General features: G+C 30.3%; 23 protein-coding genes. 1 reads left to right on the top strand and 22 read right to left on the bottom strand.

The features are described from left to right. Nucleotides 1-46: 46 nt before the first annotated feature. From CRN98_RS04320 to CRN98_RS18110, 6 genes are all read right to left on the bottom strand, one after another. The gene (locus CRN98_RS04320; protein WP_097026179.1) at nt 47-529 is read right to left on the bottom strand and encodes a hypothetical protein; all 483 of its coding nucleotides are present in this window, start codon (nt 527-529) and stop codon (nt 47-49) included. A gap of 245 nt (nt 530-774) precedes the next feature. Beyond that, nucleotides 775-1,188, bottom strand: a complete 414-nt coding sequence (locus CRN98_RS04315) for a phage tail assembly chaperone (RefSeq protein WP_097026178.1) — start codon at nt 1,186-1,188, stop codon at nt 775-777. Nucleotides 1,189-1,203: 15 nt separating this feature from the next. After that, a complete protein-coding gene (locus tag CRN98_RS04310; RefSeq protein WP_097026177.1) occupies nt 1,204-1,668 on the bottom strand; it encodes a phage tail tube protein in 465 nt (154 codons plus the stop codon). 3 nt (nt 1,669-1,671) lie between these two features. Continuing rightward, nucleotides 1,672-2,982: a phage tail sheath family protein gene (locus CRN98_RS04305; RefSeq protein ID WP_097026176.1), complete on the bottom strand. Its 1,311-nt coding sequence runs from the start codon at nt 2,980-2,982 to the stop codon at nt 1,672-1,674. A gap of 1 nt (nt 2,983) precedes the next feature. Next, nucleotides 2,984-3,148, bottom strand: coding sequence for a hypothetical protein (locus tag CRN98_RS17665; protein WP_179631917.1), 165 nt, complete (start codon nt 3,146-3,148; stop codon nt 2,984-2,986). Continuing rightward, nucleotides 3,138-3,560 (bottom strand): phage tail terminator family protein, encoded by a 423-nt coding sequence (locus tag CRN98_RS18110; protein WP_097026175.1) that lies wholly within the window; start codon nt 3,558-3,560, stop codon nt 3,138-3,140. The genes CRN98_RS17665 and CRN98_RS18110 overlap by 11 nt, the downstream gene beginning before the upstream one ends. A gap of 53 nt (nt 3,561-3,613) precedes the next feature. On the opposite strand from CRN98_RS18110, the gene CRN98_RS04295 reads away from it, so the two are divergent. Next, on the top strand, nt 3,614-3,796 hold the full coding sequence (locus CRN98_RS04295) for a hypothetical protein (RefSeq protein ID WP_097026174.1): 183 nt from the start codon (nt 3,614-3,616) through the stop codon (nt 3,794-3,796). On the opposite strand, the gene CRN98_RS17660 is transcribed toward CRN98_RS04295, so the two are convergent. The 16 genes from CRN98_RS17660 to CRN98_RS04220 all read right to left on the bottom strand — a co-directional run bounded on the left by CRN98_RS17660 (nt 3,780) and on the right by CRN98_RS04220 (nt 16,364). Then, nucleotides 3,780-3,920, bottom strand: coding sequence for a hypothetical protein (locus CRN98_RS17660; RefSeq protein ID WP_179631915.1), 141 nt, complete (start codon nt 3,918-3,920; stop codon nt 3,780-3,782). The genes CRN98_RS04295 and CRN98_RS17660 overlap by 17 nt on opposite strands. 6 nt (nt 3,921-3,926) lie before the next feature. Further along, entirely contained in the window at nt 3,927-4,358 is a 432-nt protein-coding gene (locus CRN98_RS04290) for an HK97 gp10 family phage protein (RefSeq protein ID WP_097026173.1), read from the bottom strand. Beyond that, the gene (locus CRN98_RS04285) at nt 4,358-4,729 is read right to left on the bottom strand and encodes a hypothetical protein (protein ID WP_097026172.1); all 372 of its coding nucleotides are present in this window, start codon (nt 4,727-4,729) and stop codon (nt 4,358-4,360) included. The genes CRN98_RS04290 and CRN98_RS04285 overlap by 1 nt, the downstream gene beginning before the upstream one ends. Before the next feature lie 15 nt (nt 4,730-4,744). Next, nucleotides 4,745-5,023, bottom strand: coding sequence for a hypothetical protein (locus CRN98_RS04280; protein WP_242960821.1), 279 nt, complete (start codon nt 5,021-5,023; stop codon nt 4,745-4,747). Nucleotides 5,024-5,069: 46 nt separating this feature from the next. Further along, nucleotides 5,070-6,098, bottom strand: coding sequence for a major capsid protein (locus CRN98_RS04275; protein WP_097026171.1), 1,029 nt, complete (start codon nt 6,096-6,098; stop codon nt 5,070-5,072). An 18-nt stretch (nt 6,099-6,116) separates the two neighbouring features. Then, a complete protein-coding gene (locus tag CRN98_RS04270) occupies nt 6,117-6,488 on the bottom strand; it encodes a hypothetical protein (RefSeq protein WP_179631913.1) in 372 nt (123 codons plus the stop codon). Between the two features lie 12 nt (nt 6,489-6,500). After that, nucleotides 6,501-7,139 carry a DUF4355 domain-containing protein gene (locus tag CRN98_RS04265; protein WP_097026170.1) on the bottom strand — a complete coding sequence of 213 codons (639 nt, stop codon included), beginning with the start codon at nt 7,137-7,139 and terminating at the stop codon, nt 6,501-6,503. Nucleotides 7,140-7,435: 296 nt separating this feature from the next. Next, the gene (locus CRN98_RS04260) at nt 7,436-7,780 is read right to left on the bottom strand and encodes a hypothetical protein (RefSeq protein WP_097026169.1); all 345 of its coding nucleotides are present in this window, start codon (nt 7,778-7,780) and stop codon (nt 7,436-7,438) included. Between the two features lie 18 nt (nt 7,781-7,798). Continuing rightward, nucleotides 7,799-9,421 (bottom strand): minor capsid protein, encoded by a 1,623-nt coding sequence (locus CRN98_RS17655; RefSeq protein ID WP_179631911.1) that lies wholly within the window; start codon nt 9,419-9,421, stop codon nt 7,799-7,801. A 2-nt stretch (nt 9,422-9,423) separates the two neighbouring features. Continuing rightward, complete coding sequence (locus CRN98_RS04250) at nt 9,424-10,776, bottom strand: phage portal protein (protein ID WP_097026168.1); 1,353 nt, start codon at nt 10,774-10,776, stop codon at nt 9,424-9,426. Nucleotides 10,777-10,780: 4 nt separating this feature from the next. Then, nucleotides 10,781-12,574 (bottom strand): hypothetical protein, encoded by a 1,794-nt coding sequence (locus CRN98_RS04245; protein ID WP_097026167.1) that lies wholly within the window; start codon nt 12,572-12,574, stop codon nt 10,781-10,783. 27 nt (nt 12,575-12,601) lie between these two features. Then, nucleotides 12,602-13,411 (bottom strand): hypothetical protein, encoded by an 810-nt coding sequence (locus CRN98_RS04240; protein ID WP_097026166.1) that lies wholly within the window; start codon nt 13,409-13,411, stop codon nt 12,602-12,604. Between the two features lie 18 nt (nt 13,412-13,429). After that, on the bottom strand, nt 13,430-14,329 hold the full coding sequence (locus CRN98_RS04235) for a hypothetical protein (protein WP_097026165.1): 900 nt from the start codon (nt 14,327-14,329) through the stop codon (nt 13,430-13,432). A 153-nt stretch (nt 14,330-14,482) separates the two neighbouring features. Beyond that, nucleotides 14,483-15,142, bottom strand: coding sequence for a recombinase family protein (locus CRN98_RS04230; RefSeq protein WP_097026164.1), 660 nt, complete (start codon nt 15,140-15,142; stop codon nt 14,483-14,485). Nucleotides 15,143-15,377: 235 nt separating this feature from the next. Then, nucleotides 15,378-15,794, bottom strand: a complete 417-nt coding sequence (locus CRN98_RS04225) for a helix-turn-helix domain-containing protein (protein WP_097026163.1) — start codon at nt 15,792-15,794, stop codon at nt 15,378-15,380. 132 nt (nt 15,795-15,926) lie between these two features. Beyond that, nucleotides 15,927-16,364 (bottom strand): ArpU family phage packaging/lysis transcriptional regulator, encoded by a 438-nt coding sequence (locus tag CRN98_RS04220; protein ID WP_097026162.1) that lies wholly within the window; start codon nt 16,362-16,364, stop codon nt 15,927-15,929. Nucleotides 16,365-16,720 lie beyond the last annotated feature (356 nt).

Raw genomic sequence — 16,720 nt, 5'->3', positions numbered from 1 at the left:
TCAAGGCATAATAAAAAAGCACCTAGTTATAGATGCTTTTTAAGTTTTATAATTCAATTTTATTTTTTTCTTCTCTCTTTTTTACTATTGGTCTTAATGTATCTACTAATCTTGCCGCTCCTTTTACTGCATTTGCCTCAAGATCTTCAAATATCATATATGCAGTATCCCCAGAACTGTTCTCATAACTTATAATAGCTTTACAAGTAACTTTTCTCTTTTCTTTTGTTTTTGGTGATGATCCGATAATTGCACCTGATACTCCAAATGTAGCTGCCCCAACTACACCTTTTACCATGCTTGATTTTGTATATTTTTCTATATCTAAGTTCATATCAAAATCAACTGAACATATTTTTTCCATTTTTAAATTATATTCCTTATCCCCAGATTCAATAACCAATTTATCACTGTATACAGTAACTTCGCAATACATCTTTTCTGGTATTTCTAGTCCTGTTATATGTCTAAGTTCAAATTTATCTAATTCTCCATTTATGTTCTTTTTCTTCTTAAAAAATAATCCCACAAGAACACCTCCCACTTAGTTATTTAAATATTAACAAATATTCCTTAATAATTCAATTATTATCTTTATTACTTCTTATTTCTTTGTCTTGCTTAAAGATTTCTTTTCACTCTCTACATGTAAATCTATAGAAGCATAAATAAAGGCTTTTTCTTGTCTAGACATATTTGCTAATGTGCCAGGAAGGATTTTAAGTTTGTGGAGGGCATAGTGTGCATATGTAGCCTCACTATCGTCCCCCTTTATTAGTTTTTTGCTTCGTCTACTAGTTCCTCCATAGTCCTATTATACCCATTCACTTCACTTACTACGTTTGACCAATCAGAATATTCCCCGTCGCTCATCTTTAATTTCATGGATTCCAGAAGTTGCTCTGCACCCATTACTCCCCAGGATTTCTGAAGCTCTGCATTTTTTAAATCTGGATATGTTGTAGTTTCTATAATAAGGTTTGAAATATATTTATCTTGATCTGTTTCATACATCTTTTGCCCTTTTGTAAATGTAACCTTTCTACATTTCTTTCTTATTTCATCACCTAAAGTTGAAGATATAGGCTTAAACTTCATCTTTCTTTTTCTTCCACCCATAATTATTTCTTTTTCAATCTCTACTGCATCCTCAAAACTTTCCATTAAAAAATCTTCAAATTGACTCATTTTATACTCCTCCTATTATCCTAATACTGGTTCATTAAATTTATCTAATAAATCTACATCATCGAATGTAAATCCTACATCTTCCTCTAAAGAATCTGAGTCTACATCAAGTAGTGCCATAGAGCATTCATCCAAATTACAATTTTTCAATACTAATGTTTGTCTTCCGATTGAACTTGTAGGATCTTCATTTACAACTGTTATATCGAAATAAGTGTCAATCCCATCCTTCATGTATTTAAGCATAAGCTCTCTGAATAAAGAAGTTACATAGTAAATTGTAAGGGTACCTGTTCCTTTGTACCCCTTAGCTTTACTTTGTGTACCTCTTTTGCCTAATGTTTTGCCTTCACTTTTTTCTTTTTCAATTTTGGATTCAAGTTTTTTAATATAAAATAGTTCTTCATTTCTTCCATCTATGGTCGCATAGGCTCTTGCCTCTTGACCACTTATAGTATCTTTAAAATCTAAATAAGGCATATACTATTCCACCTCCACATCCATATATAATTTTTCCATAGCATCAACAGGCTGTATCCCTATTCTTGATATTACGGAATCTTTATCTGAACCAGATAAAACTTCTACATCTTCTGGAACTACGTTTTCTAAAGCTCCAATTCCTTGTAATCTCTCTAAAAACTTAATGACATCTTTTTTAAATAGATTTCTTCCATCGTCACTATTGTTGCCTTTACCAATGTAATTAGTTTCCCATAGCAGCCTAATGCCATTGTTTACTTCAAACAAAGTTCTTACTACTCTATTTTTCCTGTAGTCTTTTCCTTTATCACTTGTGAAAGTTTTAAATGTGTTAATATCTTGCTCTATTACCACTCGACCGTTACTTATAGTGAATACTATCTCACCATTTGCCAAAGCTTCTTCAATCTCTCTGTTAGTATATTTCACATCAACGTCAATAGCACCATTATAAACGGCATAAGTATTTGACTGATTTATATTAGCACCTGCTGTAGCTCCTGTTACAAATGCAACTGCCTTATCAGATGGTACTGGTGTTCCATCACTTAAAACAACTCCATTTTTAACACTAATAACATTTTCACTATCAGCTTCTAAATAATTTTCTAATACTAACTGAACTTGTCTACCATCTTCTTTTAATCTTTTTATAAATGTGGTTGCTACTGCTTTAATAGCAGGATCTTTAGTAGAAATACCTACTGTATGAAATTCGCAAGGCTCTATAGCTGCTAAATAATCAGTATAATTTTGATTAGTAACTGTTCCATTTTCCCCACCTGTAAGTGGTAATCCTGCAGCAGCTTTTAATTCTCCAGTGCCCTTAAATTCAACATAACTGTTAGCTTTTAAGTCAGATATAGCCTTACCTAATTGTTTGTCTACCTTATTTCCTTCAAACATAGTTATAATTTCAAAGCTGCCTGGAACATCTATGTTGTTTTGGATTACTACAGTAATATTATTTCCTTTAGTCCCTGTGTATTTTGCATTAACGGTTAATCCATCTAATGTTGCAGTGGCTTTAGTCCCTTCGTTGAGCCTGTATAATAGAAGTATCTTTGCTCTCTTAAATACTTCTCTAATAAGTAGCGCGCTTTCATCTGCTATATTTATTCCAAGTACTTTAGATAAATCATCATCAGCATATAGAGTAAGAATTTGTTTTTCTGGCCCCCAAGGTAATTCTAAAGGCATTGTAGCAATACCTCTTTCACCTATTGGCGTTATAGCTTGTTTTTTAGACTTGAAATTTATATATGCACCTGGTCTAATCTTGTTTTGTTTTTCCCAAGTTCCTCCAGCCATACTATTTCACCTCTTTCTTTTTAAACTCTTCTAATACTTCTTTAGCTTCTTCTAAGCTATATTCCTTATCTTCTAAAATAGCTTTTAATATGTCCTTTTCTATTACTGTAAATTGTTTAGAAGATACTATTTGTTCTTTACTAAATTTAACTTCTTCATTCTCCAATAGTTTTCACCTCAACTTTTAAATTTTGCATTATAGGTTCGCGATCTACTTGCTTAATTACTTTGTAATCAAATTGCAGCATGAAATGTAAAACTCCATCTACAACCTCATGGGTCATGCCAGTACTTCTGTATAGGATATTACCTACTGGCACATACTCAAGCACCTCATATAACTTATCAGCCATATCAAGGCAATCCGCATTTATATCCTCTTTATCACTAAAGTAATGAACATCAAAGAATATATTTTTCTTATACCTTCTGTTAATCTCCTTATTTTGTGCTGAGCTTAGAATCTTAATAAAAAAACAAGGCTCCTGAAAGCCCTGCTTTATTTCTTCTCCATATATATTTATGCTAGGAAATTCTTTATCTAATACCTGATTAATTCCTATTCTTAAATCATTTATGTTATCACCTTCTTATTTAATGTTATAATTTTACTAAGAAAGGAGGGATATCCATGTCAAATATAAACTTTGATAAACTCTTATCTGATTATTTACAAGAACTTAAATTAAAAAATCCTAACCCTTCAAATGATCCTTATGTTAATATTCATTTGACTAATATGAAGCTTTCTGCTGAAGTATGTGTCACTATACTTAAAAGGTATGAAGAATTAAAATCTAAAGAAGATGATTAGATTTTTGGGAATATTCTTCAGCGAACTTTTCAGTAATTTTATTAATATCTACTGGCTGGACTTGCTTTTCAAGTTCAGCCACTCTTTTTTCTAATTCCTCTATCTTCATTTCAATATTACTCATTCATTATCACCTACCATTAAGTATTTGATTTAATAATTCTACTTGTTTCTTTTCCAAGAACTTAGGCAAATCTCTTTCTATCTCTTGCATAGATATTTCAACCATAAACCGTCCCTCGACCCATCCTTTATGATTTCTAGTTCTATGACCATTATTCACATAGCTTGCATACTCAACGTTATTAAATATTTCTACTATATATGCATTCCCTTGCTTAATAACTTCTCCTACTTGCCAGTTACGTCTTAAATGTCCTCCAGTTTTATCGGGATATACACCTACTGGAGTACGCTTTTTAATCTTCCTTTCAGCACGAAAAGCCATTTCTAAAAGAAATTCTTTTATCCATCTTTCAATTACTCTTTCATCTAAAGCCTTTTGGAAGCTTCCAGCAAGCTTTCTAAATTCAGAGCAATCAAAGCTTCCTAGTTTAGCCATTATGCCTTATCCTCTTTACTAATAATTACTTCTTGGTGTGTATTGTATATAAAGCCTTCACCAGCAATATATTTAGTAGTTACTCCAAATCTAGTAACTTCAATTATATCTCCTTGGTGTATTTCTAACTCTGGAGCAATAAACAATTTAAGCTCATAGGCTACTTGGTTTACAGTATCAGTTTGATTATTCTTAGATAAATTTTGTTTAGATACCCTGCAATGAACATCACTATATTTTATTTTTGGCACTAATTTAGTTTCTTTAGTAACAGGATCCTTAATCTTTTCCATGCCACCGCTTATATTACAAGTGCAATCATAAAGACTTTCTATGGCTTTTCTGGCTATATTCATAGCTTGCGCTAACATTGACTCACCAACTTTCTAATACATCCTAATATATGGAGAAGGTAACAAAGCTTTAATTTCATCATCAATTACAAATGCATCTGAGGCGTTTTCAAAAGTCATTGAGACATCACCTTCTGTGATTGATTTAACTCCAGTAGGCTTACTTCCTTCTAATTGCTTGGCTTTATTAATCATTCTATACATTGCAAATTTAAAGTTTTTTCTAATATAATCATCAGAAAAATCCTTATTTAAATATGTTCTTATAACTTGTACAGCCATTTCTTCATATTCTTGATCCGTAAAATCCATATAGCTCCTCCTTATAAATAAAAGAGGGCAATTAATCCCTCTTAAATTAAGCTAAAGTTATAGTTCCAATTCCTAATTCTTCACCGTGTGGGAAAGAAGGTAACGCTGTAGCTGCAGCCTTAGTAAATTCTCCAACAGGATCTATAGATGTATAGGTTCCAACAAAGATATTCCCAACCATTGAAGCTTCTTCCATCTTGCCATCACCAATTAATTTTACTTCTTCTGCAGTTAGACCATAGATTGTCTCCCCTAAAGTACCATCTCCAAACATTGAAATAACATTTTCAGGGAAGTATCTATTAGTAGTAAATCCTTTAGCACCTTCAATTTTATACTTACCCTCATAAGTAACAAATATAGGCAATTCACATTGTACTAATAACTCATTTAATTGAGCCAAAGTAACAATTTTATCTGAATTAACTCCATTAATTGCTTTTCTCACAGATTCACTTGCACATATTGCCTTAACAATTTTTCTAGAAGTAAGAGCTCTAGTAGGTCTACTTCCACTTTGAGTTTCAACTGCAGATGCTAAAGTTTCTAAATCAACAAGTGGTGTAGATGTAGTAGCATTGCTCCAGTTGAATGACTTCTTGTTACCAGCTGGAACCTTATAATCAAGAGTAACTTTAACCCCATTCTCCTCTATTTTAAGCTTACCACTTGAAAGAACTTCCATTCTCATGGCTTCAACTCTTACTTTTACTGAGTCAACCATCTTTTCAGAATCATTGTACAGTTGAGATAAAACAAATGCTAATTCAGCATCAGTTCTTGGATTTTGAATTTTGATTATTTCTTTTTCTGCAACCTTAATTTGTCTTTTAATTAATGCTAAGCTTGCAACTCCTTTTTCAATTGCTTCTCTACTAGCTAATTGAGTTTTAGTGTCAAATGCATGTACTTCAGCACTAACTGGTAACCCTCCAGCCCCTAATATCATGTCAAATTCAATATCTTGAATCTTTCTTTCTGGAAACAAACTTTCACCTAACATTGGGGTGATTTTTCTTTCCTTATAGTAATTAATTAACTCTTTAGTATTAAAAACTTCTTCTATTCTTGGCATTATTAATTCCTCCTCTTATTATCTAAATGTTATGTTTGGTAAAGCAGTCTTAATTGCAGTTATTGCCTTAGCTGCAAAGCCATCTAAAACTCTATCTGCCCTTAAATATCCCTCTACTACTAAGCTACATGGCATATCACCATTAGTTACATCTACAGTTTTATATAATATACCTACTGGAGTAGATGTTAATGTTTCTGAACCAGTGGCTCCAGTTTGCTTAACCACATTACCATCAGCATCTATTAAACTACCATTTAATACATATTTCCTACCATATTCATCTGCCGTAGCCACATCAGTTAATACTGTTCCACTAAAAGTAACTAAGTTTGCAGGTGTAACTAAAATTTCTAGATCTGAATTATAAGTTTCTTTTTTAAAATACATAAATTTCCCTCCCTATTTATCATCGCCCCATGGATTAGGAGCACCTTCTACTTTATTTCCATTTGCTTGCGCTGCAATTGCAGCTCCAATGCTAATAGCTTTACCGTCTGAACCCTTTCCTGGTACATAGCTGTTAGATTTCATCTTTTCAGTAACCATTGTTTCAAGACCTTTTGACCAATCCTCAGCTATTGAATCAATAACTTCTTTAGTTTTATCAAAATCTTCTCCTAAGCACTTTTCCACTACACTAGCTGGTAACTTTTTATCAGCTGCATATTTCATTACTTCTGTTAGTAAATCTTTTCTAGCATTAGATTTTCTTTCTTTTTCTAATTCTTTTTCTAACTCTAATAATTTCTTTTGAGTTGGATCAGTAACTAAATCTGGATACTTCTCCTTTATAAAAGGGTCAAGTTCCTTTTCTAAGTTATTTTCCTTCCAAGTACCTAAAGCTTTATTAAAGTGCTTATCATTTTCACTTTCTAAGAACGCCTTAAAATCTTTTTCCTTAAGTTTCCCCTTAAAAGCTTCCAACGTAAGTCCACTAGCTTTAAAAGTTTCTTCAATATCAGTCCCAGATAATAGAGAATTTATATCCTCATCATCTTTTGCATTTTTGATTTTTTCTAGTAAATCTTTCTTTAACATATTTCCTCCTATCCCCTAAACCTCCATACGAGCCTTAGGACATGTGTTTATATTATTTTTAATGTATTTATACCTTGTACACTTAAGTAAGCACACAAGACGTTTAAAGCAGTTTAAGCCATGCTAAGGGCAAAATAAAAAGCCTTATTTCTAAGGCTTCTTTTTATTCCCCATAAAACTCAGTATTACAATTGTGGAACATATTATTAACGTTATTTGCACTGCAGTACTCATAAACATTCACCTCATTTCAGGCATAATAAAAGCACCTACTATTGTTACTTAGTAAGTGCTTATTAATCAATTTTACCTGTTTTTTCAAACTCTTCTAACTTATCAAACCATATCTCGGACAACTTTTTAAATTCATATGTTGATATTTCAAATTCTTCATCTGTAAAATCACAATATATTATTGTTTTTTCTTTGCCAACCTCTGCTCCAAATCCAGGAACTCCAAAATCATGTTTTTCATCTGTTCCAGACATAATATCGTTTATGGCCTTTAGCCAATCCATTTTACTATCATAACCAAGAACTATTTCCATGAATATATTTGTTAACATTGAATAATCTTCTTCAAACTCCATAACTAATTTTGGTACAGCATATACTGGAACAGTTACAAATTTATAATTCATGATATCACCTTCTTCTTTCTATACTATTAATGGAAATGCTGTTGATATTTTACCTTTTTCATCTAAATATATACCTATATCAAATCCACATTTAGTATTTCCCTTCATCATTGCTCCTCTATAAGGCTTCATAGTTAAATAAGCTTCATTTATAACATTAACTACTTGTTGTGGTGTCATGTTGATTGGAAAAAATGTTGATTTAGCTATTTTAGAAACACCATTAATAGTTACATTAGCATTATATATACCGTTTTTATCAACTTTACTTCTAGTACTTTCTATAATTTCACCTTTTTTAGTTGGCATATTTTCCATATGAAAACCAACTGCTTTACCTCTTCTATTCACTTCACCCTCAAGAATGTGCTTAATTACATTCTTGTTGGAGAATATTTCTGTATTCTTTAAATTATCTAAATTATAAACAGTTTTAAGCTTGTATTTATAAGCTAATCTATCCCAATGCTCCTTATTATTATACTTCAATTCCTGGAATTCTGCCAAGTTATTTACATCTAAATCTTTTCCTAAAACATCTTTATATTTTTCATACTGCTTTTTATCAGTTGATTTATTTTGTATTTTCTTTTCCTCTGCTAATGCTTTCGAATTATTAGCAACATTTTCTTTATACCAATCTTCATATTTTATATCACCAGGTACATAATTAGTTTCACCTGTAACTGGATCTCTTGCAATTCTTTCTTCGTCTATAGCATCATCAAAATATGCCATCGTGGTACTTCTGCAATTCGGATGAAAGGGTGGAGCATTAACACCTATTTCTTTTTCGAATACTTTAAATACTTTCCCATCCATAGATCTACATATCTTACTTGTATGTAAATCTAAAGTAGCGAGTATTTCATATTCTTTAACAACTCCACTCCCACTATAGCTGTCAAAAGTGGCTTTAGAAATAATATTTGCACTTTCAGTATTAACCAAGGTCCTAGCTCTACCAATTCCAACATTCATTCTATTAGCTATTATTTTAGAAGTCTTATCTATGCTATCGCCTCTAATAAAAGCCTGTGTTAAATTAGATTGCAACTCCTTTATGAGTAATTCTTTATTATTCCATATCCTATTACTGTAATTATTTCCATGCCACGGTTCAGAAATTATTTTATTTACTGTATTAGTGTCTAATTTAGCAAAATTAACACCTATTCCTAAACCTCTATGAACTTCATATATATTTCTATAATAAGTATCCTCACATATTTCGCTCAAAAGATTTGTAGTATTGTCTTGCTGTTTAGTGTATAAACTTTCTATTTGATTTCTTATTTGTGCCTGTAAAGATTGGAGCCTTGTTATTCTAACTTTACTAGATAAATTATTAAGTTCATTTTCCCATTTTAGGTTTTCATTGTTTTTAGCTTTTTTAATAAACTCATCTAAACTGATTTTAAAATCTTTAAGCTCATCTCTAGCTAGCATTTTCTTAGCTTCAGATATGCTTATTTTATTATCATTAGCAAATTTATTGTGAAAAGCATCTATGTCCTCACAGATATTTTTCAAAGCTTTCTTATACTCTTCTTCTAGCTGTAATTTGTAGCTATCAGCCTTTTCAAATTCATGATTTGAGATATTCTCAGCTCTTTTTTTCCAGTAATCCATGCTTTTCATAGCTAATTACTACCTTCAGGAAAGATATCATTATATTTGTTTCCAAAGTCCATTTCTTCACTTAGCTCTTTTTTTACCTTTTCAGCCTCCGCCACCTTATTATTTATAAAACTAAACAATCCCCTGGCTGTATCTTTAGAAATAATGCCTTCTGGAACTTGTGATAACATTTGCGCTGTAGCTAAATCATCACTTGGTATATTTGGAGTATAAAGAGCCTTAATGTCTTTAAAATCATATTTCTTATTCTTTTTAATATCTAGGTACTTGAATAAAAATCTAAGCCTATTTTTTACTATGTTTTTATGAGCCTTTATCTCTAGATTACATTTGTTTTCAAGTACTATTAACCTGGATCTTAGAGTTATACCTGATAAATTAGATTGCAATTTCTCATTATGATTAATATGGCAAGCAAGTTGGTACATTGTATCCTCGTACCTATCTAAAGTGTTTTGAATAAATGTATCATTTATATTCTTAATTAACCATGCTGCATCACCTCCAGCCGCTGGGAATTGAATAACTCCTAGTTTTTTCATATCTGGTATGTCATTTTTATCAACTTGAGCATTTTTAAATAATAAATATGCATTTCTAAAATCAGATATTTCATTACCTACATCACTTAAATTAGTTTCAAAAGCATCCTGTAAGCCCTTTATATCACTATATAAACTATCGTCAGTACCTTCCTCAGTTAATTTTCCTATAGTAACTGGTACCTCACCAAAAATATTTTGAGTTGGAGCTGCAATTTCATTAAACTTATTGTCAAAGTGATATATCTTATCAGCAGTGTAAACATCAACGAAGGAATTAATTGTATCAAAATCATTTTTGAAATTATGAATAAAAAATAAAACCTTGCCTGAAGCATTATCCATATAGGCATAACCATCAGTAGGCTTTATAATCTTGCTACAAAAATCAGCGTTATCATCTACATAATATAGCTCATACACATGTGTAAATATTAAAAGATATTTCATTAAATCAGTATCATGCAATTCATCCCAATGCGCTGTATAATATTCTATATCTTTTATAACATCTTCGTTTCCGCTCCTGGACTCATAAGTTATGTCATTCCCAAGGGTATATGCAACTTCTTCTTTAATAAATTTCTTTATATAGTTAGCATTTACTTTTAAATTAGATCTTTCAGTTACAAATAAATATTTTCTAATTGCATCAGTATCACCTTTATAATATCTATACATTTTTTCATAGATATTTTTAAATACATAATAGATACCATAGGCTTTTTTTACTACTTGCAAATGCTCAGGATTACTAAGGTTTAAGCCTACTTCTTTTTTAAATAGCTTTTTTACCAAGTCACTTAAAGTCAACTAGCTACACCCCCAAACTCCTTCTATCTAACATTTTGACTTTATTAACTGTCTTAATTTCATCAACTTTTAGCCAGAACTCAGAACTAACGTCAGCAGCATCATCATGTGTAGTAAACTTTTGTCCTGCAAATTCCATAAATTGATTAATAAATTCTTGATCTTCTTCACAAAAAACAAATTCCCCTCGATTTACGAAAGGAACTATTGTACTAACTTTATCATCTTTATTTTTACGCTGTTGCTCATTTATAATTGTTATGTTTCTATACTTTAAAATTTCATGGTCCTTAATAGCTTTTTCCAATTGATTTGCATCAGCTCCATTAAAAGTATTCTTTTCAATGCTTATATGAGTAGCATCTGGATACTCAACAAGCAAATCGACCATGTATTGGATATATTTATCAAACTCCTGCCTTGCATTTATCTTAGCTAATTCAGCTTTTCTAGCATATTTATACCCATTAGTAGCTTCAGAACCTACAATAAAGGCTGAATAGTCATTCTTTCTTCCGCCTGCAGAAGCTGGGTCAGCACAAATCATTGTTTTTATAAATTCATGACTCTCAATTTCCTCTCTAGTTTCAGTATGCATTTGCTTAAACCATTTTTCCCCTATAGAATCCACATCCCCTTGAACCTCTTGTTTAAAAGAATTGGGGTTTTCAAAATAGTCTAGGGCCAACTCTAGGCAGTCCCAAAATTCACTCCAAAGCATAGGAAATTGCATTTCTTTTTCATTATTATAGTAAAATTCTTTAGCATCTTCTAACCTAGTATTGTTTTTAAAATTAAAAAGAATATCCTTAAACTGCTTCCATAGGCCATTATTAAATAAATAATCAACACCATTAATCTTTTGCCCTTTTTCACCTATAAAATCATCAACTAAGACCCCTTTTTCTTTCTTAAAGGTCCAAGTAGCTGTTTTAATTAACTTGGAATAGAAACACTCCTTATGCTGTTGAGTTCCCCAAGCCATAAGCACGGTACCTTTTTTAATAATCTTACCATTTCTTCTTACAGGTCTTTGCTTAGCGAACTTAACGTCATCAGAATACCTCTTCCACTTCTTTTCTCTGGCTTCTTCAGTCCTAACATCATCCTCTGATTGATAGTCATCTAATATTATAAGGTCTGGTCTAACATTTTTATATTTTCTACCCCTCATAGGAGATGTAGAAGAAATAGCTTCGACAAAAGTATGATTAATAAATTCTAGTTGAGTAGCATTACAAATAAAATTTCTATTTTTATCATCAAGTATTTTACCAAAAGCAGATTCAATATACTCATTTTCAAGCATGTTGTCCTTAATATCTTTTATAAACTTTTCCGCGGTACTCCCTATGTCAGAGCATATTAACACATAAGTTTTATGTTTATATGCTACGCTCCAACAAGTAGGGCCTAAAGTACCAAAGGCTGATTTACCAGTACCTCTTGGAAGAACTCTTCCCAATTGTTCAGGTCCAGTACCAATAATACTTTCTTGAATATCATGCCATAATTCTTCATGAACCGAAGCCAATGGAGCTGCTGCATTATCTTCCTTAGGAAGATATATGTCTTGTAAAAAATACATACAAAAAAACTCTAAGCTTATTTGTCCTAATTGCCAGGCTAAGCCATGGTATCCAAACAAATTCTTAGAGTTTTCTAATATTCTATTATCTGTTAATTCTTCAGCTTTTTTATCTTCTATTCCTATATCAGTATAGGATTTTTTAAGATAGTGATAAAGCAACCATTTATTACGAGCTTCATCACTAGGAAAATCAAATGGTATTTTCAAGCTTTATCACCTCTTCAAATTTCTAAATCATTTCTTACTACCATTGAATTTGCGATTTTCATCTAAACCATGAAATTTGTTTTTCACAATGGCCTTTAATCTTCCTTTTTGTAGTTCATCTTTACACCCATCATCAATCAATTTATTCATTAATTCATAATACTTTTTTACCTTTTCTAAAGTATCATTACTTTGGTTTGTAAAAAAAATGTTCTCTAATGCAGTCATTCTAAAGCTCATATACAAATATCTGTCATCACTTACGTTATCATTTATGTTAGTATTCCCCTCATTAATATCCTCATCAACCATATTAATAATTTTAAAAATTTCAATACAATTTCCAATTAACGCTATTGAATAAAAAATTATAAATACTATCGTATATGTGTATAAAAATGAACAAATACCTATACAAAAAATATTATATGAATAAGTAGAGTATGTAGTTATATACATAATCAAACTACTTATTATATCTACTCCAACAATTATGCCTAACAAATAAAAACTAAGTAAAATCTTTTCAATAACATTAATCCTGTCCTGTTTCTTTAATATGTTTATAAATTTATTAGATATAGCAGATGTTAATATCGCAAGACCTGAAATCACAAAACCTAAAAATCCTATTAATACAATTGCAATTTCTTTTGTCATTTCCCTCATTAGATTATTAATATCAACTATGTTTGCTTGATTAAATACTAAAGTTATTAACATAGTTATTATTATTGAACTTATTAACGAGACTCTTACTTCCATAGTATTAGTATTATAAATATCTCTATACTTTTTATACCTAACTATCCTACTAAATGAAGATTCGTTATTCATATTTTTTACATCCTTTATCTACATATTGAGCATACCTTCTGCTCTTACTGCTGCAATAAAATCTCTAGCTTCTGCATTATAGTCATCTTCTTCTAAATTTTCATTTACAATTCGTGTTAATGCCGCATCTGTATTAGACTTTACAATTTGCTCTCTTCCATTTTTATTTATTCCATATGTTGTAATGTCTCCATAACCTTTAACAGCTGCGCTTATTGTTTCTTTCATCATTTTTGCGTCCATATTCAATCCGATATCATCGGTATCAATTAAATCTAACTTAATTTTTTTAGCATTAGTCTCCCTACATTCAGCTATATAACCTATTGACTCTCTTAAAGCTTTTAACTCACTTTCATTTGAATTTGGTGGAATTAATGTAGCAGATACTCTTTTTACTTTTCTTAAGCTTTTGAGTTTCCTTTCAAGCATGTCTTGATCTTTTTTTAAAAACACTTCAAATTCATAATCTTTTATACTTATATTTAACAAATATTTAAATGCTTCTGTAAACTGATTATACCCAAATGCCTGTCTAACGCTAAAGGTAACTAATTCCTTTCTTACATCAAAATAAAAATATATACTTACATGTTCTTGAACGTATGTATGAACTAACTCATTGTTTTTGTTAAAGTCTTCTGTGGGTCTATTATAAGTTCTAATTACTTTACCAGTAACAATCTTCTCTTCATCAAATTTAGTTAGCTCATTGAATTGATATTCTGATGTTTTTATATATACCTTTGTATTTCCTCGACTATCTTTAAATTGTTTTCTCTTACTTATTTGATAAGTTTCTTCCTCATTCACCTTTTGGAATATCTCATTTAGAACTTTATCCAGTTTTAATTTTTCTTCATAGACATCAAATATTTTAGAATTAAGATTGATTTTTGCTATATACATTAATGGCATATTATTCTCCCCTCTCTACGTGTAACTAATTATACACGAAAGGGCAAAATCCTTCTAAAATTTATTAAATTTTTATAATTTATAAATATAAAAAATTTCTTTTACATAGGTTTATCACATATTTTAACTCTGAATATATAATTTTTAGCCACATTAATCCCCACATATATTATATTCTTTAGCATACCTGTAATAAGTTGGCTTAGTAATATTAAGTAATTTCATACATTCAGTTGGTTTAATATCACCTTTCAACACTCTTTTATATTCTTTTACAAACTTTTCAAAATCCAATGCTCTTGGTCTGCCATAATCGTCCCATTCACCCCTCGCCTTTTTAGCTGCAATACCTTCCTTTTGTCGTTTCTCTTTTTTCTCTATTTCAGCCTGGGCAAATGATGCATACATTTCTATAAGCATATTATTAATAGTCTCCATTATCATAGAAGCTATAGAACTATCCTTTGGCAGCTCTGTCAATGTAGTTGGAATTTCTAGAATCATTAACCTTATACCTTTATCTTGCATCTTTCTTATTTCAGCTAATATAAGTTGTTTGTTTCTTCCTAGTCTATCCAACTCGGTTAATATTAAAGCTATCTTTTCATTTGGATTAACCTTTTTTATTAGTGCCATATCTTGAATCATTTTGTCATAAAATGGTCTATTAAAGTTTTTCCCAGTTTGTTGATCAGTATAAATATTACTGACAAGTTCTATTTTCTCTTTAGTAACAAAATCATTAATCTCAGATATCCCTCTATCTAAATGTTGTTCTTTTGTTGAAGTTCTATGATAAGCAAAATATAACATGCTAACACCTCGACTTTTTAAAAATATTATAGAAATTGTGGAATTGAAAAACGCTATTTTAAAAACCTTCTGTTTTAGAAGGTACCCCATAGCTTCAATCTATGCTTCTATGATATTCTCACAGTCTTAAAATGTCAACATATATTTTTGATACCTATGAATAGTATTTATATGACCTGAAAGTCGCATTATATCATGTAATTATTGCTAGTATCATTAAGTATACCTTTCGATACTACTTAACAACCTTTAGGTTCTTTATGTCTTCAATCTCTTTCTTAAGAGTATTAGTATCTTTATTATCATTGCCATTTCCATCAACATTACTTTCTTCCTTAGTAGTCGCTGGAGTTCCAAGACATTGATCTAGTAAATACTTAATTGCATTATACTTAACTCTTTGGTCAGTACAAGTATTAGCTAAGTCCAGCATCTTATCAACTAGATTATTAACATTGCCTGTAATCTTATCTCTAGCTGATTTTCTCAACACCTTTCTTCGCTCCTCAAGCTCAACCTTAACTTCAGATTTATCTAACCATCTATATAATGTGCTTGGATGAAGTCTAAGTGATTTCGCAATTGCAGTAACTGTGTGGCCTTCAAGCAATTTATCAATCATTTTACTTTGCTCATTAGTAACTATATTCATAGATAAACCTCCTTATATAAAAATAAGAGATACTTGCAACAAGTATCTCTCTTGATATATTTCTATGATACTATTATATAACCTTTTTAACCTTAATATATTAGCATGATACAAGATGTTTCTAAGTATTTTCTAATATTGTTCTTGTAAAAACATTATATTTGAGATATCTTTAATTAATTTACTCTTATAACTAGATAAATAACTTTCTTCTAAATTAATATGCTTACTTATATTTTTTAGTTGATTACGTTCTATATAATATTCTTTAATAATATATTTATCTCTTTCATTTAAAGAGTTAAGTACATTATCTACTTTTTCTATTTCAATTTCTTTAAGCCTTATTTTATTTCTAAGTTTTAATATATTTTCATCTCTTTTTATTATCTCATTCTCTACACTGCTATTAAATGCATTCGTTGGTGAAGAGCGTTCCTCATATCCTATTGCTTGTACGCCTTGATAATCATTTTCTAGTGCTTCAAGGTCTAGAAAATAATTTTTTATTTCAATCTTAGTTTTTTTATAATTATATAATATTGCCTCCGTTTTTTTATATAAATTCATCAATTTCACCTCTTTTTTCATGTTTATCTGTAACACTTTTTGAGGGTATTTGTAACAATAACAATGTAGCAATATCAATAGTTTAAGCTTAATTTGTGACAGAAAAAGTGTTACATACTTATATATAATTTCTTTTATATATTATATATTTTTATATTAAAATATATTTTATATAAAGAAGTTGAAAACATCTGTAACTCTGTAACACATACGACTTAAACCATTGATATTACAAGATTTAAAGGTGTTACAGATAGTTACGCTTTATTGTAACAAAGTGCCCATATTAATATCGCTTTAACCGTTGCTATATCTATGTTGGAAGAGCGTTACAGATAATATCTGTTTGTGTAACA

The organism is Clostridium peptidivorans (assembly GCF_900205925.1).
Taxonomy (GTDB): Bacteria; Bacillota; Clostridia; order Clostridiales; family Clostridiaceae; genus Clostridium_AK; species Clostridium_AK peptidivorans.
Note: the sequence above shows the minus strand (reverse complement) of the source record. Positions and strands in the feature narration are given on the sequence as shown.

What these genes read in the sequence shown, in the direction of transcription:
- CRN98_RS04280 (WP_242960821.1), bottom strand. Translation starts at nt 5,023, where the DNA reads ATGGATTTTACGGATCAAGAATATGAAGAAATGGCTGTACAAGTTATA.
- CRN98_RS04230 (WP_097026164.1), bottom strand. Translation starts at nt 15,142, where the DNA reads ATGTTATATTTTGCTTATCATAGAACTTCAACAAAAGAACAACATTTA.
- CRN98_RS04240 (WP_097026166.1), bottom strand. Translation starts at nt 13,411, where the DNA reads ATGAATAACGAATCTTCATTTAGTAGGATAGTTAGGTATAAAAAGTAT.
- CRN98_RS04275 (WP_097026171.1), bottom strand. Translation starts at nt 6,098, where the DNA reads ATGCCAAGAATAGAAGAAGTTTTTAATACTAAAGAGTTAATTAATTAC.
- CRN98_RS17660 (WP_179631915.1), bottom strand. Translation starts at nt 3,920, where the DNA reads ATGAGTAATATTGAAATGAAGATAGAGGAATTAGAAAAAAGAGTGGCT.
- CRN98_RS04305 (WP_097026176.1), bottom strand. Translation starts at nt 2,982, where the DNA reads ATGGCTGGAGGAACTTGGGAAAAACAAAACAAGATTAGACCAGGTGCA.
- CRN98_RS04270 (WP_179631913.1), bottom strand. Translation starts at nt 6,488, where the DNA reads ATGTATTTTAAAAAAGAAACTTATAATTCAGATCTAGAAATTTTAGTT.
- CRN98_RS04285 (WP_097026172.1), bottom strand. Translation starts at nt 4,729, where the DNA reads ATGTTAGCGCAAGCTATGAATATAGCCAGAAAAGCCATAGAAAGTCTT.
- CRN98_RS04295 (WP_097026174.1), top strand. Translation starts at nt 3,614, where the DNA reads ATGTCAAATATAAACTTTGATAAACTCTTATCTGATTATTTACAAGAA.
- CRN98_RS04265 (WP_097026170.1), bottom strand. Translation starts at nt 7,139, where the DNA reads ATGTTAAAGAAAGATTTACTAGAAAAAATCAAAAATGCAAAAGATGAT.
- CRN98_RS17655 (WP_179631911.1), bottom strand. Translation starts at nt 9,421, where the DNA reads ATGAAAAGCATGGATTACTGGAAAAAAAGAGCTGAGAATATCTCAAAT.
- CRN98_RS04235 (WP_097026165.1), bottom strand. Translation starts at nt 14,329, where the DNA reads ATGCCATTAATGTATATAGCAAAAATCAATCTTAATTCTAAAATATTT.
- CRN98_RS04310 (WP_097026177.1), bottom strand. Translation starts at nt 1,668, where the DNA reads ATGCCTTATTTAGATTTTAAAGATACTATAAGTGGTCAAGAGGCAAGA.
- CRN98_RS04260 (WP_097026169.1), bottom strand. Translation starts at nt 7,780, where the DNA reads ATGAATTATAAATTTGTAACTGTTCCAGTATATGCTGTACCAAAATTA.
- CRN98_RS04315 (WP_097026178.1), bottom strand. Translation starts at nt 1,188, where the DNA reads ATGAGTCAATTTGAAGATTTTTTAATGGAAAGTTTTGAGGATGCAGTA.
- CRN98_RS04290 (WP_097026173.1), bottom strand. Translation starts at nt 4,358, where the DNA reads ATGGCTAAACTAGGAAGCTTTGATTGCTCTGAATTTAGAAAGCTTGCT.
- CRN98_RS04225 (WP_097026163.1), bottom strand. Translation starts at nt 15,794, where the DNA reads ATGAATATAGTTACTAATGAGCAAAGTAAAATGATTGATAAATTGCTT.
- CRN98_RS04220 (WP_097026162.1), bottom strand. Translation starts at nt 16,364, where the DNA reads ATGAATTTATATAAAAAAACGGAGGCAATATTATATAATTATAAAAAA.